Origin of the sequence: Planktotalea sp., from assembly GCF_050633725.1 — a bacterium.
In the GTDB taxonomy this organism is placed as follows: Bacteria; Pseudomonadota; Alphaproteobacteria; order Rhodobacterales; family Rhodobacteraceae; genus Planktotalea.
Window position 1 is genome coordinate 58,535 of record NZ_JBOEHB010000016.1, and the last position, 24,932, is coordinate 83,466.

At 54.2% G+C, this 24,932-nt stretch carries 20 protein-coding genes; 1 reads left to right on the top strand and 19 read right to left on the bottom strand.

Annotated features, from left to right (window positions below; genetic code table 11):
- Positions 1-119: 119 nt before the first annotated feature.
- From folD to ACRBCU_RS13420, 13 genes are all read right to left on the bottom strand, one after another.
- On the bottom strand, positions 120-1,010 hold the full coding sequence (gene folD, locus ACRBCU_RS13360; protein WP_431365887.1) for a bifunctional methylenetetrahydrofolate dehydrogenase/methenyltetrahydrofolate cyclohydrolase FolD: 891 nt from the start codon (positions 1,008-1,010) through the stop codon (positions 120-122).
- Between the two features lie 151 nt (positions 1,011-1,161).
- Positions 1,162-2,838, bottom strand: a complete 1,677-nt coding sequence (locus ACRBCU_RS13365) for a formate--tetrahydrofolate ligase (RefSeq protein WP_431365888.1) — start codon at positions 2,836-2,838, stop codon at positions 1,162-1,164.
- A gap of 33 nt (positions 2,839-2,871) precedes the next feature.
- A complete protein-coding gene (fdhF, locus tag ACRBCU_RS13370) occupies positions 2,872-5,649 on the bottom strand; it encodes a formate dehydrogenase subunit alpha (RefSeq protein ID WP_431365889.1) in 2,778 nt (925 codons plus the stop codon).
- Between the two features lie 3 nt (positions 5,650-5,652).
- Complete coding sequence (locus ACRBCU_RS13375) at positions 5,653-7,338, bottom strand: NAD(P)H-dependent oxidoreductase subunit E (RefSeq protein WP_431365890.1); 1,686 nt, start codon at positions 7,336-7,338, stop codon at positions 5,653-5,655.
- Positions 7,339-7,547: 209 nt separating this feature from the next.
- Positions 7,548-7,961 carry a c-type cytochrome gene (locus ACRBCU_RS13380; protein ID WP_431365891.1) on the bottom strand — a complete coding sequence of 138 codons (414 nt, stop codon included), beginning with the start codon at positions 7,959-7,961 and terminating at the stop codon, positions 7,548-7,550.
- 118 nt (positions 7,962-8,079) lie between these two features.
- Entirely contained in the window at positions 8,080-8,670 is a 591-nt protein-coding gene (locus ACRBCU_RS13385) for an MOSC domain-containing protein (RefSeq protein WP_431365892.1), read from the bottom strand.
- Between the two features lie 125 nt (positions 8,671-8,795).
- Entirely contained in the window at positions 8,796-10,712 is a 1,917-nt protein-coding gene (gene ftsH / locus ACRBCU_RS13390) for an ATP-dependent zinc metalloprotease FtsH (RefSeq protein ID WP_431365893.1), read from the bottom strand.
- 145 nt (positions 10,713-10,857) lie between these two features.
- Positions 10,858-11,328, bottom strand: coding sequence for a CoA-binding protein (locus ACRBCU_RS13395; RefSeq protein ID WP_431365894.1), 471 nt, complete (start codon positions 11,326-11,328; stop codon positions 10,858-10,860).
- Positions 11,329-11,539: 211 nt separating this feature from the next.
- Positions 11,540-12,241 carry an ABC transporter ATP-binding protein gene (locus ACRBCU_RS13400; RefSeq protein ID WP_431365895.1) on the bottom strand — a complete coding sequence of 234 codons (702 nt, stop codon included), beginning with the start codon at positions 12,239-12,241 and terminating at the stop codon, positions 11,540-11,542.
- Complete coding sequence (locus ACRBCU_RS13405; protein ID WP_431365896.1) at positions 12,234-13,013, bottom strand: ABC transporter ATP-binding protein; 780 nt, start codon at positions 13,011-13,013, stop codon at positions 12,234-12,236. Before ACRBCU_RS13405 ends, ACRBCU_RS13400 begins: the two co-directional genes overlap by 8 nt.
- Positions 13,010-14,869 (bottom strand): ABC transporter permease, encoded by a 1,860-nt coding sequence (locus ACRBCU_RS13410; RefSeq protein WP_431365897.1) that lies wholly within the window; start codon positions 14,867-14,869, stop codon positions 13,010-13,012. Before ACRBCU_RS13410 ends, ACRBCU_RS13405 begins: the two co-directional genes overlap by 4 nt.
- A 78-nt stretch (positions 14,870-14,947) precedes the next feature.
- Positions 14,948-16,156: an ABC transporter substrate-binding protein gene (locus tag ACRBCU_RS13415; protein ID WP_431365898.1), complete on the bottom strand. Its 1,209-nt coding sequence runs from the start codon at positions 16,154-16,156 to the stop codon at positions 14,948-14,950.
- 36 nt (positions 16,157-16,192) lie between these two features.
- Positions 16,193-17,260 carry a Rieske 2Fe-2S domain-containing protein gene (locus ACRBCU_RS13420; protein ID WP_431365899.1) on the bottom strand — a complete coding sequence of 356 codons (1,068 nt, stop codon included), beginning with the start codon at positions 17,258-17,260 and terminating at the stop codon, positions 16,193-16,195.
- Between the two features lie 112 nt (positions 17,261-17,372).
- On the opposite strand from ACRBCU_RS13420, the gene ACRBCU_RS13425 reads away from it, so the two are divergent.
- Positions 17,373-17,810, top strand: coding sequence for a MarR family winged helix-turn-helix transcriptional regulator (locus ACRBCU_RS13425; protein ID WP_431365900.1), 438 nt, complete (start codon positions 17,373-17,375; stop codon positions 17,808-17,810).
- A 35-nt stretch (positions 17,811-17,845) separates the two neighbouring features.
- Here ACRBCU_RS13425 and ACRBCU_RS13430 read toward each other — a convergent pair whose 3' ends face one another.
- The 6 genes from ACRBCU_RS13430 to ACRBCU_RS13455 are packed head-to-tail and all read right to left on the bottom strand — an operon-like array spanning position 17,846 to position 24,863.
- Positions 17,846-18,430, bottom strand: coding sequence for an amino acid synthesis family protein (locus ACRBCU_RS13430; RefSeq protein ID WP_431365901.1), 585 nt, complete (start codon positions 18,428-18,430; stop codon positions 17,846-17,848).
- Positions 18,427-19,011 (bottom strand): amino acid synthesis family protein, encoded by a 585-nt coding sequence (locus ACRBCU_RS13435; protein ID WP_431365902.1) that lies wholly within the window; start codon positions 19,009-19,011, stop codon positions 18,427-18,429. Before ACRBCU_RS13435 ends, ACRBCU_RS13430 begins: the two co-directional genes overlap by 4 nt.
- On the bottom strand, positions 19,004-19,840 hold the full coding sequence (locus ACRBCU_RS13440) for a UPF0280 family protein (protein WP_431365903.1): 837 nt from the start codon (positions 19,838-19,840) through the stop codon (positions 19,004-19,006). The genes ACRBCU_RS13435 and ACRBCU_RS13440 overlap by 8 nt, the downstream gene beginning before the upstream one ends.
- Entirely contained in the window at positions 19,837-21,318 is a 1,482-nt protein-coding gene (locus ACRBCU_RS13445) for a 6-hydroxynicotinate reductase (protein ID WP_431365904.1), read from the bottom strand. Before ACRBCU_RS13445 ends, ACRBCU_RS13440 begins: the two co-directional genes overlap by 4 nt.
- Positions 21,311-24,040 carry a molybdopterin-dependent oxidoreductase gene (locus ACRBCU_RS13450; RefSeq protein ID WP_431365905.1) on the bottom strand — a complete coding sequence of 910 codons (2,730 nt, stop codon included), beginning with the start codon at positions 24,038-24,040 and terminating at the stop codon, positions 21,311-21,313. Before ACRBCU_RS13450 ends, ACRBCU_RS13445 begins: the two co-directional genes overlap by 8 nt.
- Positions 24,033-24,863 carry an FAD binding domain-containing protein gene (locus ACRBCU_RS13455; RefSeq protein ID WP_431365906.1) on the bottom strand — a complete coding sequence of 277 codons (831 nt, stop codon included), beginning with the start codon at positions 24,861-24,863 and terminating at the stop codon, positions 24,033-24,035. The genes ACRBCU_RS13450 and ACRBCU_RS13455 overlap by 8 nt, the downstream gene beginning before the upstream one ends.
- Positions 24,864-24,932 lie beyond the last annotated feature (69 nt).

The window sequence follows — 24,932 nt, forward strand, 5'->3', positions numbered from 1 at the left end:
ACAAGTTCGTATATCTAAATACTTTGATCGCACCCAAGCGCCCTTCACACTTCGCGTGTACTGAGCGCGTTGTAGAAAAGGCCCCGAGCACTCTCCGCGCCAGGGCCTTTTGACAATTCTTAAGCTGTTAAGCCTTCAGGCTCCACCAACCCATTGGCGCGGCAGCACGCTGTCACTGTGTTAGCGAGCAAACAAGCAATGGTCATTGGGCCAACGCCACCTGGAACTGGGGTAATTGCGCCCGCAACTTCGGCGCAGGAAGCAAAATCAACGTCTCCAACGAGTTTATTTTTGCCATCACGCTCGATGCGATTGATGCCCACATCAATGACGGTCGCGCCTTCTTTGATCCAGTCGCCCGGAACCATTTCAGGGCGACCCACTGCCGCGACGACGATATCCGCGCGTCGGACAACACTGGGTAAATCTTTGGTGCGAGAATGCGCAATCGTCACTGTACAGCTATCTCCAAGCAAGAGCTGCGCCATAGGCTTGCCAACGATATTGGAACGGCCAATCACAACTGCATCCATGCCAGACAAAGAACCATGATGATCCCGGAGCATCATCAAACATCCAAGAGGCGTGCAGGGCACCATGCTTTTTTGGCCTGTGCCAAGAAGTCCTACATTGGAGATGTGAAATCCATCGACATCTTTTGCGGGGCTAATCGAATTGATCACCAGATCTTCATCTAGATGCTTGGGCAAAGGCAACTGAACCAAAATGCCATGAATGCTCGCATCCGTGTTGAGTTGATCGATTAACGCCAAAAGATCAGCTTCAGAGGTATCTGCGTCCAGCTTATGCTCAACGCTTTTCATACCAACTTCAACGGTCATTTTTCCCTTGGAGCGCACATAAACCTGTGACGCGGGATCTTCCCCGACAAGAACAACCGCCAAGCCCGGCGTTATTCCATGCTCCTCTTTCAGACGCGCAACATGCTCACCAACTTGACCTCGTACTTTGGCGGCAAACGCCTTGCCATCGATTATCTGTGCGCTCATCTCTGCGTCCTCTTCTTTGGTCGTAAAATATCTCGGGGGAAGTCCATTTCAATGGACGGGGGCAGAGCCCCAATACGATTGGTGCGTGTTACCACGCATCCCACAGAGCGTCAGCCCCGTAAGGTGTGTGGTTTCACGCACCGCTCTCTTTTTAGAACAAGCCTTCGATCTGCCCTTCATCATTCAGATGAATGCTTTCAGCGGAAGGCACACGTGGAAGGCCTGGCATGGTCATGATCTCACCGCAGACGACGACAACAAATCCAGCACCTGCAGACAGGCGAACTTCACGAACTGGCACCGAATGTCCGCGCGGCGCACCGCGCAGGGTCGGGTCCGTGGAGAAACTATACTGCGTTTTCGCCATACAAATCGGCAGATCACCGTAGCCTTGCTCTTCCCAGAGCTTCAGCTGGCTGCGGATTTTCTGGTCCGCCAGCACCTCATCCGCGCGGTAGATACGCTTGGCGATGATCTCGATCTTCTCCATCAATGGCTTGTCATCGCGATAAAGTGGCGCGAACTGGGACACACCGCTGTCCGCGATCTCCGCCACGCGCGTTGCAAGCTCTTCAGAGCCTTCCGAGCCAAGTTCCCAGTGACGCGACAAGATCGCTTCGGAGCCTTGTGTTGCAACGTAATCCTTGACCGCTTGCACTTCTGCATCCGTGTCTGTGACAAAGTGGTTGATCGCCACGACAACAGGCACACCAAAGGATTTCAGGTTGCCAATGTGCTGACCAAGGTTTGCACAACCTTCGTTCACCGCATCAACATTCTCTTCCCCGAGGTCCGCTTTCGCCACGCCGCCGTTCATTTTCATCGCGCGCACTGTCGCAACCAGAACAACGCAATCAGGTGCAAGACCTGCTTTGCGGCATTTGATGTTCATAAATTTCTCAGCGCCGAGGTCCGCGCCAAAGCCTGCTTCGGTCACAACGAAATCAGCAATCTTAAGCGCGGTTGTCGTCGCGATCACAGAGTTACAGCCGTGCGCGATATTCGCAAATGGACCACCGTGAACGAAGGCTGGGTTGTTCTCCAGCGTTTGAACGATGTTCGGCTGCATTGCATCTTTCAGCAGAACCGTCATCGCGCCTTCCGCCTTGATATCGCGGCAGTAAACTGGGCTGCGATCGCGCTTATAGGCCACAATCATATCGCCGAGACGCTTCTCAAGGTCTTTCAAATCTTTTGCCAAGCAAAGGATCGCCATAACTTCAGACGCAACGGTGATATCGAAGCCACCCTCACGCGGGAAGCCGTTGGCAACGCCGCCAAGCGAGACGTTCACCTGACGCAGCGCGCGGTCGTTCATGTCAACGACACGTTTCCACTGAACACGGCGAATGTCGATTTCCGCTTCATTGCCCCAATAAATGTGGTTGTCGAGCATCGCAGAGAGCAGCGAGTGCGCGGAAGTGATCGCGTGGAAGTCACCTGTGAAGTGCAGGTTCATGTCCTCCATCGGAACGACCTGAGCGTAACCACCACCCGCAGCGCCGCCTTTCATGCCGAAGTTTGGCCCAAGCGAGGCTTCGCGAATGCAGACAGCCGCCTTTTTGCCAATGCGGTTCAGACCATCACCAAGGCCAACAGTCGTTGTCGTCTTGCCCTCACCCGCAGGTGTCGGGTTGATCGCGGTCACGAGGATCAACTTGCCATTCTTGTTGCCCTGAACACCGTTGATGAACTCTTGGCTCACCTTCGCTTTGTCGTGGCCGTATGGCAGCAGGTCTTTGCTCTCGATGCCGAGCTTCATACCGATCTCTTGGATCGGCTTTTTGTCAGCTTCGCGAGCGATTTCGATGTCTGATTTATATCCCATGGGTCTTGCTTTCCTGTTGAAAAGTGGGGCTGCTTACTGCGCAGCGATTGTTTGGATGGCCTCGACGCGGACGGCCGAGAATTTGAATTCGGGAATTTTCCCGTAGGGGTCGATTGCGGGGTTGGTCAGCACATTGGCCGCCGCTTCCACGTAGGCGAATGGAACGAAAACCATGTCTTCCGCGACTGCGCGGTCCGCACGGGCCATGATGTCGATAGAGCCGCGACGTGTCGTGAGGCGGATCATATCGCCCGGCTCAACACCAAGCGCGCGCAGCGTTTTAGGATGGAGCGAGCAGTTCGCCTCAGGCTCAACCGCATCCAGAACGCTGGCGCGGCGGGTCATCGACCCTGTGTGCCAATGCTCAAGCTGACGGCCCGTTGTCATGATCATCGGATAATCCGCATCAGGCGCTTCATCCGGTGCAATCACGGAGGCCGGCGTGAACTTTGCGCGTCCACCTGCGCGCGGGAAACCGTCGCCAAAGACCACAGGCTGACCCGGGTCCGTTGGGGACAGCGACGGATAGGTCACTGTTTCGGTCTTTAGGCGCTCCCAAGTGATGTTGTCGAGCGATTTCATCACCTGCTTCATCTCTGCAAAGACTTCGGAGGCATCCGTGTAGGTCCAACCAAGGCCCAAACGCTGCGCCAATTCAACCGTAATCGCCCAATCTTCGCGCGCCTCGCCGGGCGGCGTCACCGCTGGGCGCACGCGCTGGACTTGGCGGTTGGTGTTAGACACAGTGCCGTTCTTTTCATAAAGCGCTGAGGCCGGCAGGATCACATCCGCGAAACAGGCGGTTTCCGTCAGGAAAATGTCCTGCACGACCAGATGCTCAAGCTTGGCGAAAGCATCACGCGCATGTTCTACGTCAGGGTCGGACATCGCGGGGTTTTCGCCCTGAATATACATGCCTTTGATATTGCCCGCGTAGGCTTGGTCCACGATCTCGGTGACGGTCAAGCCGCGTTTGTTCGACCAGTCTTCATCGCGCCCCCAGACACCAAAGATGTCCTCGCGTACGGCGTCATCCTCAACCGAGCGATAATCCGGCACAAACATCGGAACAAGACCCGCATCAGATGCCCCTTGAACGTTGTTCTGACCGCGCAGCGGATGCAGGCCAGAGCCTGGACGACCGACTTGCCCTGTCATCAGTGCCAGCGAAATCAGGCAACGAGAATTATCCGTGCCGTGAATGTGCTGGCTGACACCCATGCCCCAGAAAATCATCCCCGCTTTGGCCCCAGCAAAGGTGCGCGCAACGTCGCGGATCACATTTGGCGCGATGCCGCAGATCGGTTCCATCGCTTCGGGAGAGAAGGCTTTTAGATGCTCTTTTTCGGCTTCCCAGTTCTCGGTGTAGGCGTCGATATACTGTTGATCGTAAAGGCCTTCTTCGACGATCACATGCATGATCGCGTTGAGCATGGACACATCCGCGCCGGGGCGGAATTGCAGCATGTGGCTCGCAAAGCGGCGAAGGCCAACACCGCGTGGATCCATCACGATCAGCTTACCACCGCGTTTGGTGAACTGCTTGAAATAGGTCGCCGCGACGGGGTGGTTTTCGATCGGGTTAGCCCCGATCACAATCGCCACATCAGCGTTTTCAATCTCGTTAAACGTCGCCGTCACCGCGCCAGAGCCAACGTTCTCAATGAGCGCCGTCACAGACGAGGCGTGACACAGACGCGTGCAGTGATCGACGTTGTTATGTTGGAACCCTTGGCGGATCAGTTTCTGGAACAGGTAGGCTTCTTCATTGGTGCATTTGGCGCTGCCAAAACCTGCAACGGACTGTCCACCATGCGCTTGACGCAGTTTGGCAAGGCCACCTGCCGCGCGCTCCATTGCCTCTTCCCACGTCGCTTCGCGGAAATGGGTCATCACGTTGCCCGGATCTACATTGAGCCCCTTCGCGGGCGCATCATCACGGCGGATCAGAGGTTTTGTGAGGCGGTGATCGTGGTGAATATAATCGAACCCAAAGCGGCCCTTAACGCAAAGACGCCCCTCATTTGCAGGGCCATTGATGCCCTCAACATACTTAACTTTACCGTCTTTCACTTTGAGCGAGACCTTACAGCCAACGCCGCAGAAGGGGCAGACGCTTTCAGTTTCGCTGTCGAAGTCCTTGCTGTCACCAACCTGCGCGTCGTCCACCACAGTGGAGGGCATCAAAGCACCTGTCGGGCAGGCCTGAACGCATTCGCCGCACGCAACACAAGTGCTATCGCCCATTGGATCAGCCAGATCGAAAGTCGGATAAGCGTTCTGACCACGACCCGACATGCCAATCACATCATTGACCTGAACCTCGCGGCAGGCGCGCACGCAAAGACCACATTGGATGCAGGCATCAAGGTTAACGGACATCGCAACATGGCTGTCATCGAGCAGCGGGATGTGACCCTCTTCCATTTTGGGAAAGCGGCTCTGATCGATGCCATTCGCATCGGCCATATCCCAAAGATGCGCGGATTTATCGTGGGCAACATCGCGCTCTGGCTGGTCGGCCAGCAGCATTTCCACAACCATCTTGCGCGCGCTTTCCGCGCGGTTTGAATTGGTGGTGACGACCATGCCCTCATTCGGTTCACGAATGCAGGAGGCCACGAGCGTGCGCTCGCCTTCGACCTCAACCATGCAAGCGCGGCAATTGCCATCGGGGCGATAGCCCGGCGCAGGTTTGTGGCACAGGTGCGGAATAACAAGGCCGCGACCGTTAGCGACTTCCCAGATGGTCATGCCTGCATCGGCTATGACTGTCTCGCCATCGAGCGTGAATGTGATTTGATCGCTCATGCTCTACACCTCATCCGCAAAGTGTTTCATCGTCATCCGAATGGGGTTCGGAGCCGCCTGCCCCAGCCCGCAGATCGACGCATCGCCCATCGCCGTGCAGAGTTCTTCGAGCAGCGGTTGATCCCATTTATCGGCCTGCATCAGCTTGACCGCCTTTTCACAGCCAACGCGGCACGGCGTGCACTGTCCGCAGCTTTCATCTTCAAAGAACCGCAGCATATTAAGCGCTGCGCCGCGCGCGCTGTCTTTGTAAGATAGGATCACAACGGCAGCAGAGCCGATGAAGGTGCCAAGAGGCTGCAACGTGTCGAAATCCATCGGGACGTCATTGATCGAGGCAGGCAACAGGCCAGCGGATGGACCGCCGGGCTGATAGGCTTTAAATGTGTGACCGTCGAGCATGCCGCCTGAGGCTTCGATCAGGTCCGTGATCGTGGAACCCGCAGGCAGAAGATGAACGCCGGGGTTCTTCACACGGCCAGAAATGGAATAAGAGCGCAGGCCCTTACGGCCGTTCTTTTCAGTGCTGGACAGAACTTCAGGCCCTTCACGCACAATGCGCGCGACCCAAAGCAGGGTTTCGACGTTATGAACCAGCGTTGGTTTATTAAAGATGCCGACCTGAGCAACAAACGGCGGGCGATGACGCGGCAGACCGCGCTTGCCCTCAATGCTCTCGATCATCGCGCTTTCTTCTCCGCAGATGTATGCACCTGCGCCGCGTCGCAGGTCAATGTAGCCCTTTTCGACGAGACCTGCGTTCTCAAGCTTGGCGATTTCGATCGCCAGAATGTGAAGCACCGCAGGATATTCATCACGCATATAGATAAAGCACTTTTCGGCCTCGACGGCCCAAGCGGCGATTAACATGCCCTCAAGGAAAAGATGCGGCGTGCGCTCGAGGTAGTATCGGTCTTTGAAAGTGCCCGGCTCGCCCTCATCACCGTTCACGGCAAGGTAACGCGTACCTTCATTGGCGCGCACAAAGCCCCATTTCTTGCCAGATGGGAAACCCGCGCCGCCAAGACCACGCAGGCCAGCATCAAGCACGGTTTCCTGCACCTGCTCCCAATCGCCGCCCTCGCGCAGCTCTTTTAGCGATGCATAGCCGCCCTTAGCCTCATAGGCTGCAAAATCTTCGTACTCAGGAATATCCGCATGCGTATGGTTTGCAGCAATCGCTGCCTTAACCTTTTCGGGCGTGGCGTGATCAATGTGGTGATGACCAAGTTCTAGCACAGGCGCAGTGTCGCAGCGCCCCATGCATGGTGCGCGCAGCACACGAACTTCGGAGGCATCCAAGCCGCTTTCCAAAGCAGACTTCAACGCTTCAGCGCCCGCCAATTCGCAAGATAGCGATTCGCAAACGCGAATGGTCAAGGCTGGCGGCGGCGTCTCGCCCTCTTTAACCACATCGAAATGCGCGTAGAAGGTCGCGACTTCGTAAACTTCGGCCATGGACATGCGCATTTCTTCTGCCAATGCACGAAGATGAGCCGCGCTCAAATGACCGTAAGCGTCTTGAATGAGATGCAGGAATTCAATCAGAAGGTCAGAACGGCGAGGTCGATCTCCTAAAAGCGCGCGCACTTGCTCCCAAGCAAGATCATCCAACTGGCGACCTTTCGGCGTATGGCGACCCTTGCCTTTGCCTGATTTCCAGACGCCCTTGCGATCATCCAGTGCCATAGATATCCCTTCTCTAAAAGCAAGATCATGCTGAGTATCTGCACATACCTAATTTAAGAACGAACACTCAGGCTCTCGTTTAAGACGGGTTTTCCATCAAAAACGAACAACGCTATCCATTTGCTCGAAGGAGTTTCGCTTCGGAAACGAAAAACGCCCCGCAAACCAAATTGCGGGGCGTACAGAACAGTCTTTTTTAAGCTGCGAAATTACTCAGCTACAACTGATTCCAAATATGCGGCTACATCCTCCGCGCCTTTTTTCAGCCTGTAAGACATCTTGGATTTGGCCGCGCCATCATCAAGGTACTCTTTCAAGAATGCTTTTGGATCAGCCGTGTAAGCTGCAAATGTTTCGGCATCCCAAACCAAGCCCTTTTCACCGGCTTCGACCAATGACTTGCCATATTTGAAGCCTTCTTCAGCGCCAGCCACGCGACCCATTACACCATAAAGGTTTGGGCCCGTTTTGCCGCCCTTAAAGATCACATCATCGCCATTCTTGATCATGTGGCATGATTTACATTTCTTGAACGTTTTCTCGCCTTTGCCTGCATCGCCTTCCGCAAATGCTGGCGCCGCAAAAACCGTGGCGACAAGGAGTGCTGCGTATTTGAAGCTCATGATAGTTCTTTCTTTGGTCAGACTAAAATTCTACCTGAAGATAGATAAGGAAATACACTTGGGATCAAGGCGTCCAATAGTCCCATCTTGCCGCAGGTGGCGGATTTCGTCCTATAGCCTAGCCTGTTTGCAACTCGGCCCAAGCAGGTTGATCAGGGATGTGAAGCCTTAGGCGCATGCCGATCGTCAAACTGCCAACCTGCTCAACTGACGCGGTCACGCCGCGCCGCCCCTTTGCCGCAGCCTTGAACGCTTTGCCATGGCCCGGGTTTTCAGCATCAATAAAGCGCGCAGGTAAATGGCATGGACGGTTTTCCATATCAATAACAAGCCCCGGACCCTGCTCTCCTATCAATCTTGAAGACGGGGGAACGTGGCTCCAATCGGGTATCCCTTCGATCATCAAGGAGGCACCGATCAAATGCGGAGAAAGCGTTGCAAGCCCCATTTCTTTTGCGATCAAGTCCATCTCTTCGCGAGAAACAATAGAGAGCTGGCGTGCATTCTTGATTTCCGTATCGCGGGGGTATTGCTGTTTGACCCGACTACAGGAAGCGCGCGTCAAACCTGCGTGGAATTCGTTTTCATGTCCAGCAAAACTGAGCTTCATCTCGTTGGTGGATACCGAGGTCAAGTTTTCTTGGCTATCCGCGACGGCGCCAAGCCAAGTGACCGTTGCGAAGTAGTCGGTGGGTTTGAGGGCAGGCATGATCTCTCCTTGGATACTTACCGTAGATGTGCCGATTTAAGCCATCCTGATCAATCCAGAATTTGTGATTTGTTAACTCACAACAAGCAACAAAAAACCCCGGCGCTTGGCCGGGGTTCAATCATTTACGCTGTTGGTTCAGGCTCCATCCCGCCAGTGGGCTTTGCCCGCGGTTTGGTTTTGGGAATGGCCGTCACGCTGGGAGCGCTGCCTTGATCTGATGAATCGTCCTCATCCGGGCCTTCGCTCGGTGCATCGCCATTCATCACGCGCTTGATCTCATCGCCCGTAAGCGTTTCATATTCAAGCAAGCCTTGTGCCAAGCGCTCCCACTCTTCGTTCTTTTCCGTCAGGATGCGATGCGCTGTTTCATAGGCTTCATCAATCATGCGTTTGACTTCACCCTCGATCAGCTCTTTCGTTGCTGCGGAGATTGAGAAACCGCCGGCACCATTGCCATTGTAGCCTTCATGGGCTTGCTCATAGTCAATGTTGCCAACTTTGTCAGACATGCCCCAACGCAGAACCATCGCACGCGCTAGGCCAGAGGCTTGCTGAATATCACCTGCAGGTCCGTTGGACACATTGTCCTCGCCGTACTTGATGATTTCAGCGGCCTTACCCGCCATGGTCATCGCCATTTTCTCTTCGCACTCAGAGCGATGCCAGTTCAGGCGATCAATCTCTGGAAGGGAAACAACCATGCCCAAGGCACCACCGCGTGGAATAATCGTCGCCTTATAGACCGGATCACATTGCGGCAGAGCTAGACCGACAACTGCGTGGCCAGCTTCGTGGTAAGCTGTCTTCTCTTTCTGATCCTGTGTCAGCACCATGGATCGACGCTCTGCGCCCATCATGACTTTGTCTTTCGCGCTCTCGAAATCTTCCATCGTCACGAACCGTCGCCCAACGCGCGCCGCCATAAGCGCCGCCTCGTTGACAAGGTTCGCAAGATCCGCACCAGAGAAGCCCGGCGTTCCGCGCGCGATGATGCGCATGTCAGCATCAGGACCGAGCGGCGTTTTGCGTGCGTGCACGTTGAGGATTTTCTCACGGCCTTTGATGTCTGGGTTCGGAACAGTGACCTGACGGTCAAAGCGGCCCGGACGCAGCAAAGCAGGGTCAAGCACGTCACGACGGTTGGTCGCAGCGATGATGATCACGCCTTCATTGGCCTCAAAACCGTCCATTTCAACTAGAAGCTGGTTGAGCGTTTGCTCACGCTCGTCGTTTCCACCACCATAACCCGCGCCACGATGGCGACCAACGGCGTCGATTTCGTCGATGAACACGATGCAAGGCGCATTCTTTTTCGCCTGCTCGAACATATCGCGCACACGGGATGCACCAACGCCGACAAACATTTCAACGAAGTCAGAACCAGAAATGGTGAAGAAAGGAACACCCGCTTCGCCCGCAATCGCACGCGCAAGCAAGGTTTTACCTGTGCCGGGAGGGCCAACAAGCAGAGCGCCTTTCGGGATTTTGCCACCAAGACGGGAGAATTTCTGAGGGTTACGCAGAAATTCTACGATTTCTTCCAGCTCTTCTTTGGCTTCGTCAATACCAGCAACGTCGTCAAACGTGACGCGGCCAGATTTTTCGGTCAGCATCTTGGCTTTGGACTTGCCAAACCCCATTGCACCACCTTTGCCGCCACCCTGCATACGGTTCATGAAATAGACCCATACGCCAATGAGCAGCAGGAAGGGCAAAAGCGATAGAACGAATGTCTGAAAGCCCGATTGTTCTTGCTGCTCAGCGCGAACACTCACGTTCTTTTCGATCAAGAAGTCAGACACATTCGCATCTGTTGGCTTAATGGTGACATAATCGCTGCCATCCGATCCGCGGAATCGAATGCGTTCACCATCGAGCGTCACGTTCGTCACGCCCCCGCTTTCAACAGATGAAACAAATTCTGAATAGCTGATTTCACGGCTCTGCAATGCGGTGTTGTTACCGCTGAAGAGATTGAATAGCGCGAGGATCAGAAGAAACAGTACGACCCAAAATGCTATGTTGCGTGCGTTGCCCAACGACACTCTCCTTAATATGACTTTGCCGCGTGCCCTAGCACGGTGGCGTTGGACTTGAAATAGTTACATTGCATCGTTGTTCAATGAACCTAGACGCCATTTACTTACGATTTCCTGAATCAAGGGGAAAATTCACCCCTTTACGTCACAGTAACTTGGAAGAAATGACACCTGTCGCAAATCCGCCCATCCGCAATTCGCCGAACAAGCGCTGATATTCGATCTTTGGGCAACGGTTTTGGATCACATCTATCCCTTTAGCTTCGGCTTTGGCTGCGGCGGCCGCGTGCTCCACCCCAATCTGCATCCAGATCGTTTGCAGATCTGGCAAAACACTCAATGCTTCATCCACAATTTCGGGCACCGCATCAGAGCGACGGAAAATGTCGAGCATATCAACTGGCTCGGAAATTTCTTTCAAAGACGCGCGAATTGTTTGACCGAACAGCGTCTTACCCGCATGGACAGGATTAACGGGGATCACCTTAATCCCTCTTAGGCCCAGATAGCGCGCTACGAAGTAGCTCGCTTTTACTGGATTGGTCGACACGCCAACAACTGCGACCACTTTGGTTCGTTGCAAGACATCTCGCAAAAATTCATCTGAATAGCTCATTGCGCCATTGAGCCTAAAACTTTCCTAATTTCAAAAGAAAAGTGCGCTCCGGGTGGGACAACCCGAGAGCGCAAGGGGGGAACGAGGGACAGTGAAGTGACGCTTAGTGTTCCGTGCTATGCGTCTCTGCTATTCGATTTAGGGCTCAAAACGCGTGATTAAAGGATCGCTCCAGAATTCGTGATCGCTCGGCGGAAAATTGCGCAAACGCCTATACTGAAAGGTAGGTATCGCGAATTTCTGGATGCGCTTCGAGGTCTTCAAGCGTGCCTTGGTACTTGGCGCTGCCGCTTTCGATAATGACAACGCGGTCCGCAACTGCTTGCGCAAAATGCAGGTTTTGTTCCGAGAGCAAAACCGTCAGCCCATCTTTTTTGAGACGCAAAATCACCCGCACCATTTCTTCGACAATAACAGGCGCAATACCTTCGGACGGTTCATCAAGTAGAATCAGGCTAGGGTTACCCATAAGGGTGCGCGCGATCGTCAGCATTTGTTGCTCGCCGCCAGAAAGCTCTTTGCCGCGGTTCGTGCGACGCTCTGCAAGGTTCGGGAACATGTCAAAGAGCATGTCCTCACTCCAGGTCACTGTCCCCTCCCGCGCGGGCTGACGCCCAACTTCGAGGTTTTCCATAACGGTAAGATCGGTAAAGATGCGCCGCTCTTCGGGAACGTACCCCAAACCCATCTTCGCAACTTTATGCGACGGCGATCGGGTTATATCCGTATCCAAGAACGTGACACGCCCCGTTTGCGGAACAACAAGTTGCATCACCGATTTCATGGTTGTCGTTTTGCCCGCACCATTGCGTCCAAGCAAGGCGACCACCTGACCACGTTCTATTTCAAAGCTAAGATCATTAAGAACATGGGCTTTGCCATAGAAACTATTAATGCCACTGATCTCAAGCATGTGCGCTCTCCCCGTCATTCTTGAACAAGGTTCCGCCACCAAGATACACTTCGCGCACGCGTTCATCGTTGCGGATATCATCCACAGTACCATTGGCGATAAGCTGGCCACGGTTCAACACCATCACCCGGTGTGCGTGGGCGAAAACCACGTCCATGTCATGCTCGGTGAACAGAACGCTCACACCCCTGCTTGCGACAATATCTGCCGTTAATTGCATAAGCGCGATCCGCTCGGTCGGTGCCATACCTGCTGTCGGTTCATCCATCAGCAAAAGCGTCGGCTCGTGAGCAAGGGCAATCGCAAGTTCGAGGCGCTTAAGATCACCATATGCCAAAACCGCGCAATGACGCTCGGATTGCTCTACCATGCCCACAAGAGCGAGTAACGCGAGCGCGTCTTCCCGGTACATTTCATGCGCTCTTGGCAGCAGAGAATATATCTTTCGATGGTGCGAAATAAGCGCCATTTGCACATTCTCGATTACCGTCATGGAGGCATAGGTTCCAGTAATCTGGAATGTGCGCCCGACTCCCAAACGCCAAATTTGACGCGGCTTGAGACCTGCAATGCTTTTGCCGTTTAGCTTTACGGTGCCAGCAGTCATCTTTAGCTGGCCCATAAGCATGTTAAAACAGGTGCTTTTGCCAGCGCCATTAGGCCCGATAAGCGCGAGCAACTCGCCTTTTTCCAGAGAGAATGACACATTATCAACTGCTTGAATCGCGCCGAACTCTCGACTTAAGCCAGTGACTTCGAGAACCGCACTCATGCCTGATCCTCCCGTTTCATCAACCCGATGCGTTCGGCGACTTTGCGCGCGGTTCCTGCGATTCCGTCAGGCGCAAGGATCACGACGAAGATGATCAAAAGCCCCAGCAACAAACGCCAGTATTCAAACCGTGTGATATAATCCTTCGCGCCTTCCAAAGCGGCGCCGCCCACAACGCCCCCAGCGAGCGTTTTGACACCGCCCAGAAAGACCACAATCAGTGCGTCAAAACTGCGCGCAATTTCTAACTCGTTTGGGAAAATTGACCCCTTCGAAAAGACAAAGAGCCCACCAGCAATGCCTGCTAATGCGCCTGCAAACCCAAATGCGACCCATTGCACATGTTTGGTATTTATCCCCGTTGCCTCGGCCTGTCGTTGGCTGTCGCGCGCTGCGCGCAAAGCATATCCGAAGGGCGAATGCGCTGTGTGACGCAGAAGAATAATGCCACCGATGCAAAGCACCATTGCAAGGTAGTAAAACGTCGTCGTGCCAGACGCCCACTGAGACGGCCAAATATCAACCAACCCGTCGTCACCGCCCGTGAAATCACCCCATTGGAACACCAAGGACCAAAGAAGCTGCGCAAACGCGAGCGTGAGCATTGCGAAATAGACCCCTGTCAAACGCAAACACACCCAGCCAAAGATGATAGCAGTAAGGCCCGCAGCGAGCGGCGCAAGGATGAGGGCCAGTTCCATCGGCGTGCCTGCGTAGGTTACGAGCAGCGCCGCCGCGTAGGCTCCGCCGCCAAAATAGGCCGCATGACCAAATGAGACGAGCCCGCCAAGCCCGAGCAGGAAATGCAAGGAGGCAGCAAAGAGACAGAAAATCGCTATGTCAGTCAGCAGCACAAGGATAAAGCTATCGCCGAAGATGGGCACCAGTGCGAGCAAAAGTAACGCCCCAGCAACGATCATCCGCGCGGTTTGCCCCGCTGGCTTTATCGGACGCTCGGGCTCCCCTACCTGACCATGCTCACCTGCGACTTCTTCACGTCCAAACAATCCAAAGGGCCGAAAGATCAGGACCACGACCATGACGACAAACATTAAAGCCAACGTCGATTGCGGTAGATAATTCACGCCAAAAACATTCAGCACGGAAATCAGCACCGCCGCCACATAGGCCCCCGGCAAAGATCCCATACCACCGATCACGACAACAACAAAAATCGCAGACAGGATGTTGAAGTCCATCAATAAATCAGCGCCGCCTTTGGGCAGTTGCACAGCTCCACCCAGACCCGCCAAGGCGCAGCCAAGAAAGAAAACGCCCGTGAAAAGCCACGCTTGATTTACCCCCAGTGCCCCGACCATTTCGCGATCTTGCGTTGCGGCGCGCACCAAAATTCCAGTGCGGGTTTTTGTGATCAGCCACCAAAGGGCAAAGGCGACAAAGGGTGTCAAAGCAATCAAAGCCAGATCATACTTGGGAACGGGTTCGCCCATAATCCGAATGATCCCTTTCAATCCGGGCGCGCGCGGACCAAGCACATCATCTGCGCCCCAAACCAGCAAGGCGAGATCTTGAATAACGAGAATTACACCGAAAGTTGCAACCAATTGGAACAATTCAGGCGCTCTGTAGACAGGTCGCAGCACGAGCACTTCTACAATCATGCCAATGACGCCGACGATCAATCCAGCAAGCAGAATTGATGTCCAAAACCCCCAAGCCCCTGGCAGCACTTGCATGAACGAATAGCCGACATAAGCACCGAGCATGTAGAATGACCCATGGGCAAAATTCACAATGCGCGTGACACCAAAAATCAAAGATAAACCTGAGGCAACCATGAACAACGCACTTGCGTTGGCCAAACCAGTCAGGATTTGAGCGATGAAAAGGCCCATGAATGTTCCAATCAAATCTTTAGGAAGAACGGCCCGCTCATCAGCGGGCCGCCAAGTTCTTAAAAGATGCGATCCGGATTAGTTCCCTGAACCACGCAATTTCATGACTTCTTCGTCAGGCAACGTGTAATCGGCACCGTCTTTATAGACCCAATCAACCATCGTGCCCTTGCCATCTTTCAAAGCGATCTTACCAACATAAGCGCCCATCGTTGCTTGGTGATCAATCGCTCGGAACGAAATATCGCCGACCGGCGTGCTCACAGGCAAATCGGCAAAGGCCGCACGAATGGCTTCACTGTCGGTGCTGCCAGCTTTTTCGATCACTGCAGCGATAGACTGAACTGTCATATACCCAACGAGCGAGCCAATCCGCGGATGATCATCGTATTTCGCGATGTAAGTATCGACAAAGGCCTTGCCTGGACCCTCTGTGATTTCTGCCCATGGGTAGCCAGTAACGGTCCAGCCCTCGGGGGCCTCATCGCCAAGCGGATCAAGATACTCAGGTTCGCCAGACAACAGACCGTACACATGGCGTCCTTCAAACAAACCACGCGTTCCACCCTCGCGGACAAACTTCGCGAGATCACCGCCAAATGTTACGTTGTAAATCGCGTCAGGCTTTGCGCGTTCAATCGCTTGAGTTTCGGCACCAGCATCAATTTTGAATAGCGCAGGCCACTGCTCTGCAACAAACTCAACATCAGGTTTCAAAGCGATAAGCGCTTTTTTGAACGCGGCAACCGCATCCTTACCATAGGCGTAGTTCGGCGCGATGGTTGCGTAGCGAACCGCGTCGGTTTTTGCGGCCTCTTCTGCCAGCATCGCAGCTTGCATGTAAGTCGAAGAGCGCAGACGGAACGTATAATCATTGCCCTTTGACCACGTTATCGCATCTGCAAGCGGCTCTGCGGCGAGGTAGACGTACTTCTTTTCCGCCGCGAGCGAAGAAATCGCCAAACCAACATTCGACAAGATCGTGCCTGTGAGCATCACAGCACCGTCACGAGTCATAAGCTCTTCAGCGATTTTCACAGCCTCGCCCGGCTTGCCTTGGTCATCGCGGAAGATAAATTCAAGCGGTTTGCCCAACACGCCACCAGCAGCGTTTACTTCTTCCAGAGCAAGCTCAATGCCTAGCTTATAGGGGCCAGCAAATGCCGCGAGCCGCTTGTAGTGATTGATCTCGCCAATCTTGATCGTATCCGCGGCAAAGGCAGGTAGCCCCACAGCCGCGATCGCCGCAGCCCCTACGAGGCTTTTCAAAAATGTCTGTCTTTTCATATCTTTCCCTCTCTGTTGGCTCTGACCCTAAACGGTTTAGTCGTGCTGCACAAAAGTTGGATGTACAGGCGCACCTAAATCTTCGGTCGCCTCAGCTTCGATGAGGTCGCGTATTCTTTTGCGATACACGTTTGGTCCTTTATCGATAGCAATTCTAATGGGTTTACGCTTTTGCGGGCGTTGCTCTTCAATGTGAATGGCTTCCAACACCTCTTTGTCTTCCGCAAAAGCAATGCGAAACATTGCGTCCATTTGATCAGAGGCCTCTTCATCGCCAACCGCCGTGTTGCGCAGATGCATCCAGTGATCAATCGTATAGTCTTCGGTAACAGGCGTTACGAAATGTAGCGCAAAGATGCGCACGCCTTTGTCGCGCTCGTCTTCTGAAAGATTTGCATCAACCGCTGCGCTGCCGAAGTCGATGACCGCAGTGCTAGGCAGGTGCAGATAGTAATAGTGCCAACGATCTACGTTCGCATCAAAGCCTCCGAAGTTTTGAAAAAAACCAACCGGAGGCGCATCTTTGATCCAGCGCCACGCCAAGATAACATCGCCCGAAGTCGAAACGTGAACCGGAACATTTTCCGAAGCCGCACTGCCAAGAGTTGTCGGGTGCACGAAACTTACATGCGCTGGATCCACAAGGTTTTCCGCGACATTGAGATAATTGGCCTTCAGATGCAGCCCGTCGCCGTGATGCACATGCCAAGTCGGGTCAGAAAACTCTGGCATATCAAATACAGGCGCATCCGCAGCCTTTTCCGGATCACCGGGCCAAACCCACACAATGCCATGCGCTTCGCGCACGGGAAACGTGTCTACATAAGCAGAGGCTGGTAAATTATCTTGCCCCGGAACGCGCACGCATTTCCCATCACGCCCGAAGGTCATTCCGTGATATCCGCATTGCACCGTATCCCCAATGCGCTTGCCCTTTGAAAGCGGCAAAAGCCGATGTGGGCAGCGATCTTCGAGCGCAATCAATGTGCCGTCCGATGCACGAAACATCACCATGTTTTGCTCGGTGATCGTAATTGCGCGCAAATCATCGCCAAAGTCTTTTGACCAACCTGCGACGTACCATGCATTGCGAACGAACGGCATTTCAAGCAATCCTTTCAGGTGCTTCCGATCTCATCATTCGGCACCAAAAACTTGTTCGTTGTCAAACAAATTTTTCACGCATATCCTTATATTACGAAAAGAAAGCAAACAAATGAGCAACAGCGATCAAACAGTGATCCCCGTCAGTGCATATCGCCTGGAAAATCAGATCGGTTTCAAGTTGCGTTTGGCAAACCAAAAGCACCTCGAGCTCTTTGGCGCGATGATGCCAGAGGCGACGCCGACGCAATTCGCCATTCTTTCTCGGCTCTTCGCCGATGGCCCTCTGTCGCAGAACCATTTGGGGCGCCGCGTGGGCATGGATGCTGCGACCACCAAAGGGGTCGTTGATAGGTTGCGTTCACGTGGCTGGGTTCAAAGCGCGCCGTCAAAAACCGATCTAAGGCGGCTGGAAATCTCGTTAACCCAAGACGGCAAAGATTTCACTGTGCGCGCAATCGAAATCGCGAAAGATATTTCAGCGAAAACAACCAAGAACCTCAGCACACGAGAGGCTGAAAGATTGCTTGCATTGCTCGACAAACTCTAGCCTGAACCGCCGCATGCGCTTGAGATCAAAGCGAACTACCGCAGCCCATCTTTACCTGTCGCATCTTCATGCAATAACCCACCAACCCGCGGCAGTGGGCGTCCGCTATCGGTCACAGCAATCGCCACCAAGATTTCATTCGCGCGCGGCGCATCATTCATACGCACTTCGACCCCGTCAAAATGCGAACGCACATAAGCTGCATCCTTGTGGCCGAGCGGAACGTCCAAGTCCTGCCCCGGTCCACCCATTTTCTTTGACGACGGGACAAGCGCAGCGCCTTTTTCAACTTCTTTACGCAAAGGCGCGCCCATTTTCGGATGCAATAGCGCAGCGGCATGCTCCAATTCGCCATTTTCACCGACCATCGCGGCTTTGCCATAGCTTTCAGCCGCAGACGGAGAGAGGCCGAGCGCGTCAACACATCGCCTCCCAAGCAATTCACCAAGCTCGGCACCTATATCCATCAACGGCGTTAAGTCTTCGACAAACTGCCCCGCAAATGGATTGGCGATAACGGCAACGGCGACGGCCTTTCGCGTCGCAGGGGATATTTCCCGACCCGCTTCGCGGTGTGTTTCTTCGACCCAAACAGCAATTTTACGAATGTCAGCGCTCATCGTAGACCATCCTCTCCCTTAATGTCTTTCGCGGCCAATCCACCCGCACGGTCATGCACGCGCGCGCCGGTACTCATGACCAGAGCGAAAGCCAACTCATTTGCACGCGGCGCATCGTTCATCCCCACTTCCATCGTATCAAAATGTCCCCGCACATAAGAGGCATCAATATGAGTAATCGGAACATCCAACCGCACTCCCGCGGTGCCGACTTTCTTGGTCGATGGCACAATCGCCTTCGCCCCGCCTAGCAGTTCGCGCATGGCATAACCGCCCGGCGCATGCCAAAGAGCGCCATGTTCCAATTCACCAGCGGTGCCGACGATCGAGCCTTTCCCATAGCCTTCGATCAACGATGCATCTGCGCCCAACGCGTCAATCAGCTTTTGTGCCATCTGTAGCCCCAAAGGCTTTAAATCCTCCATGAAGGGTTGAATATCTTCCACATACCCCCCCGCATATGGGTTCGCGATCACCGCAACCACCGCTGCCTTTTTCTGCGGAATGTTTGCGCGCGGACCTCCTTCGTGAAAGACTTCTTCAACGAGAGTCATGACTTTGCGAACCTCAACTTTAGGCATGTTCCAGCACCTTTTTTGTATTCATTTCAATTTGTTTGCTTTGCCCGCGCAAATGCAAACTCGCAGCGTGGATCAATCCAAGCCTCAGCATTTTATGGGCCAAACCTTGGCCAGCATCCAATGCCGCCGAAACCTCCGCCTCCGTCAACGCACCAACATGCGTTACGACGCGGCGCGCTCCAAGATCGCTCGTATCATCAATTTCACACGCCTTCCTCCGCTCGATGGCGGGATGATCGGGTAGGTTCACCGCTCCAGCAATCAGCGTTGCAGCTACGTCGGCTTGACTTGCGGTCGCGGCCAAAACGGTCACGCTGTCAGCAATGCCAAAGGACAGGCTGCGCCCGCCCTGCCCACTTGTCGCTATGCCGCGCACATCGTGATGCGCATTCAGTGTCAATTTGCCAAGCCTTTGGCCAGACAACCCCGACATCGCGACGCTATACTCAGCAGTGCCCGCCAAATGAAGCGCGATGTCTCCGCCGTTGTTAACATACGCGCGTTTCATTGAAGGTGCGGCTTTAAGCATGGCTTCCAAAACAGTTTCCGCCACTGAACCTGCGACACCTGCCATGGGCGTAACGAAACCTAGCTGCCCTTGCGCGGCGTGCCACATCTTTAAAGCAACCCTGCCTTTCGGTGCGGGACCATTCGCACGGCGAAGCAATTCAATGTCATCCATCACCTCAGCCAGAATAGTAGACAGGCGCGCCTTAGCCGCTGCGAAGGCACGCTCTTTCTGGGCATCGCAACCGATCACCAAATCAATCGGCCCATGCTGCAAATGAAGCCGATCGCCTGAAAGCAGTGCCGACTGAACCCCGTTCATTTGCGCCCCTCGCGCTTGTCGCGTTGCGCTCTGTGTGGGTCAGGTTGCAATGGCGCAGGCATGACTTTTCTCACCGCATCGTGCACGACATCTTTGGCGTTCTGGATGTGATTAACATGCCCACCTAATGCGCCATAGTCTTCGCGCCGAAGCGTGAATTCTATTGGCGCAACGAGCGCAGGTGTCGGCACATAACCAAACGAGTTGCTTGGCATATCCATCACATCAACCATAACAGTGATGCCGCCGCCTGGCCAAACATAGGCTTCCGCCCCACCGCAGGACACATAAGTTAAAGCATCCTTAACCGAGCGCGTCAGCCGCACGGGGTTTTCCGTAACACCTGCGCGAAGCGATCCACCTGCGCCGCCCATAAACAAAACCGAACAAAGCGAAGGTTCACAGTTTTCCGCGATGCGATCCGCGCTCACACGCAAGGCATCCGAGATTTCAGCAGGCTGCGGGATCAGGTCTTCATCAAGCTCATAATAAGCCCATTGCTCCCCTGTGGTGGACACCATCAAAAGCCGCAGGCCGGGCCACGCCTTTTTCGCATCTGCTGGCTTTAAAATCGTTAAGGGATCATCAACGTCGGTGCCGCCCCAGCCCGTTCCCGGCTCAGCAACCTGAAAATAGCGACCGGGCGTTGAACGACGTCCGTTTATTTTTATGCCAGAGGGCCGCATATCAAGCTGCTTGCCTGCTTCGTGCTCGCTTAGAACGCCTGTGATGTGATCATCAACGACAATCACCTCATCTACATGCGGCTCCCATTGTTTGGCGAACATTCCAATCGTCGCCGAACCACACCCAACGCGCATCAGCTTTTCTGGCGCGCCATTGATGATCGGGGCTTTGCCCGCCTGCACGACTATCTCGGCGCCCTGATCAATTTGCATGGTCACCGCTTCGCGATTGCAAAGATTCATCAACGCGTCACAGGTCACGCGGCCTTCTGCTTTGCTGCCACCTGTCAGATGCTCGACGCCGCCAAGAGACAGCATCTTTGAGCCATACTCAGAAGTCATCACATGACCAATCGCCTCGCCCTTCACCCGCACAACGGCGCGTTCATGGCCTATAAAGCGATCCGTATCGATCTTCACCTTCACGCCGCAATAGGAATAAATGCCCTCTGTGACGACGGTGATCATATCAACGCCTTCAACTTCTTGGCTAACAATAAACGGCGCAGGCTTGTAGTCAGGATAGGTCGTCCCCGCCCCAACAGCCGTCACAAAAGTGCGTGCGCCTTGCAGCACATCACCATCCCAATCCTGAGCGTTTTCGCCCTGATCCAGAAACGCGACCGCAGGCGCGCCGCGCTCTATCACGGTAAGCGGGTCAAGGCGCACCAATTCGCCTGCATGATTGGCGTAGCGATCGCAAGCGCCTGCTTTACCCTCTGCAATGAAGCACATCACAGGGCAGGCATCGCAGCGAATTTTTTCAGGCTTCACACGAGTAGCTTCAGACATATCCAGCCTCTTTCAGTGCTGCGCGCACACGGTGAGGAAGCGCAGGGACATGGCGCATGCGCACGCCAGTGGCGAAATGCACCGCATTGAAGATTGCAGGTGCAGTTGGGATCAACGCGTGCTCACCGAGCCCTTTGGCACCAAAGGGGCCATGCGCATCTGCCTCTTCTACGATCAGCGTCTCAATAGGAGGAACATCACCAATCGTTGGGATCAAATAGTCGTGCAAATTCTCGGTACGGCCTGGAATATACTCTTCCATAAGCGCCATCCCCAAACCTTGAGCGACGCCGCCTTGCACCTGCCCTTCCACCAGCAAAGGATTAATTGCCTGTCCCACATCATGCGCGGCAACGATACGAATGGGCCTAATCGTTCCAAGCTGCGTGTCCACTTCGACAACAGCGAGATGCGCCGCATACCCAAACTGAGCATAGGGCACGCCCTGCCCGTTTTCATCCAGCGGTTCCGTTGGAGGATCATAGCTTGCAACAGCGCGAAGCACATACCCATCATCGCCCTCGTCCATGTCCGATAGTTCAATTCGGTGCTCAGCGCCGATCAACACAGCGCCGCCATCAATCGAAATCTCGGCATCCTGCGCTGCATTGACCATGCTGAGAACCTGACGTCGAAGGCTTTCTCCTGACAGTTTGGCTGCGTTCCCCGTCACAAATGTTTGTCGCGAGGCAGAGGTCTTGCCCGCATCAGGCGTTAAGTCCGTATCCGCGCCAACCAGAGTCACCTTGCTCAGAGAAATTCCAAATGCCTGCGCGAAGATTTGTGTAATGACCGTGTTCGAACCTTGGCCGATGTCTACAGCGCCTTGATGCAAAACAAGGGTGCCGTCGCGGCGCAACCCGCTTTTGATCGTAGATGGGTTGGGCATGGATGTATTTCCACAGCCATACCATCCCGCCGCCAAACCGACACCGCGCCTCACATGAGGCGATGTGGAGTTGAAGCGCGCACACCCTTGTTTTTCGCGCTCCCATGCCGGCCGCAGCCCTTCCAAACAAGCTTTTATGCCAACGCCTTGTTCAAACACCTGTCCAGAAATCGTTGGCACGCCGTTGTCGAGCGCATTTAATATCCTGAACTCCAGTGCATCCATCCCCACCTTTTCGGCAAGCTCATCAAACAAGGTCTCTTGCGCTATCGCTGATTGGGGGACTCCGAAACCACGAAACGCGCCCGCGGGAGGACAATGGGTGTAAACACCTTTCGCTTCAGCGCGATAATGCGGCACGCTGTAGGGCCCCGAGGCATGAAGCGGGACACGATTGGCAACAGTCGGCCCCCAACTGGCATAAGCGCCTGTGTTAAAATCGCCATCAAATTGAAGGCCGGTGATCTTTCCATCGCGCGTAACGCCGCCCTTAATCGAAATCTGTGCAGGATGCCGTTTCGTTGACGTCGCCATGCTTTCCACGCGCGAGTAAGCCATACGCACAGCCCGCCCTGTGACCATCGCGCCCAACGCAAGAAACGGGTGAACCGTTAGATCGAGCTTGGAGCCAAAGCCGCCGCCAACCGCTGTCGGAACAATGCGAATATCCTCTTTGGCGATGCCCAAAACCCCCGCAAGCGCTTCTTGGTTCATGACGGGCGCTTGGGTGCAAACATGCACATGCACGCGACCGTCGAGCATTTCGGCAAACCCTGCTTCGGGTTCGATATAGGCATGTTCCACAAAAGAGGTTTCAAAGCTTGCACTACAAATGGCGTCAGCTTGCGCAAGCCCTTCGCTCACATTTCCATGCGCAACAAAACCCTTGCACATAACGTTGCCATTCGCGCCAGTATGAAGCTGCGGTGCATCTTCACGCTGCGCCGCGCTTACATTTTGCGCGCTTGGCAGCTCACGCCACGTGATCGGGAAATTTCCCACATCATAGGACGTAATTGCCTCTGCACTGCCAATGAGTGCGGCAACGGCTTCGCCTTTAAACCGCGTTTCTGTTTCTGCAAACACAGGTTGATCAAGAAAGCCGGGAATGGTGCCAAACAGATTGGTCCCCGGAATGTCTTGGGCTGTTAGAATTGCCTCAATCCCTTCCAGAGGCCCCAGTCCATCAAATGATCCAAACTCAAACGACGCGTGAGCGAAAGGCGATCTGATCACTAACACCATCAATGCATCATCGGGCGCGACGTCATCGCCAAACCTTTCGCGACCATCAACCTTTGAAATGCCATCAAGCCTTGCAATGCCATCTCCTACGACACCTTTGGCATCGATCTGCCTGATCGGTTCACCCGCTGCGACCACTGCATCAATGATTTTGCGGTATCCCGTGCAACGGCACAATACGCCGCCAAGCGCGTCTTCGACCTGTTTTACGCTCGGTTTTTCCACATCGCTTAAAAGCGCAGCTGCGCTTACCAACATCGCAGGTGTACATATCCCGCATTGCGCTGCTTGGTGGGCCGCGAAACTTTGCTGCAAGCGATGAAGTATATCGGGTTTGATCCCCTGAAGCGTTCGCACGTCACGCCCTTCAACTTGCGCAACCGGCGTTAAGCACGCGCAAACGGGCGCACCATCAATGAGCACTGTGCAAGCGCCACAATCACCTGCATTGCAGCCGACTTTGACCTCTTTTGCCGCCAATTCCTCACGCAAAACAGCGCTCAAACGTGTTTGCGGGGCCTGTTCGCTCTGAACGGGAGCGCCATTCAATTCGAACCGAGTCTTGGCGATATTCTCAAGCTTACCCATTGACGGCTTCCTTCAACGCGCGCGAAATGAGAGGGCCAACCACATCTAGTCGATAAACATCTGTGCCCCGCACATCGCTGATTGGGCTCAACGTGGAAAAATCCGTAACGCCTATCGTCTCTATCGCTTGCTCTAGAGTTTTTCCCTTCAGTTCATCTTCAAGCTGAGGCATCCGTTTCGCCACAGGAGAACAAGCGCCGACGGCAATACGAAGGCCCTCCAGAGCGCCATCTTCGATACGGCAAGACACAGCGACCATTGCAATAGAGATCACCAAATACTTGCGCGCACCAAGCTTTACAAAGGCGCTTTTTCTGTCGGGCGACACATCGGGAATTAAGATCGCAGTCACCAATTCATCTGTGCCCAATGCAATTTTGCGCACGCCCTGCACGAAATCAGGCAAATCTAAAACTCGCGTTCCCTTTGATGAGGTAACTTCAACCCTTGCATTCAGCGCAAGCAACGGAGGGACGCCATCAGCTGCTGGCGAGGCATTGCAAAGATTGCCTGCAATTGTTCCAGCGTTTTGAATTTGCACCGAGCCGACCTCAAGCGCTGCCTGTTTCAAACAATCAAACGCAGGCGGTAGTTTGGCATGAGCTATATCGCTCCAAGTCGTGGCCGCGCCAAAGCGCCAGCCGTTCTCAGCCTGTGTGATGCCGCGCAAACCTTGCACACGGGTCACATCAAGCATGGCGCATTGGGTCGGCCGCTCACCTTGGGCCGGGAACCAATCAGTTCCACCAGCAATCACCGAATACTCAGTCGTCGCTAATTTTTCTAGCGCGTCATCCAGTTGCGTCGGAGCGAGGTAGGTCAAATTTTCCCTTTCAGGCGGATGCAAAAAATTGTTTGTATACGAATAGAATATCTAGAAGCAGATTCTGTC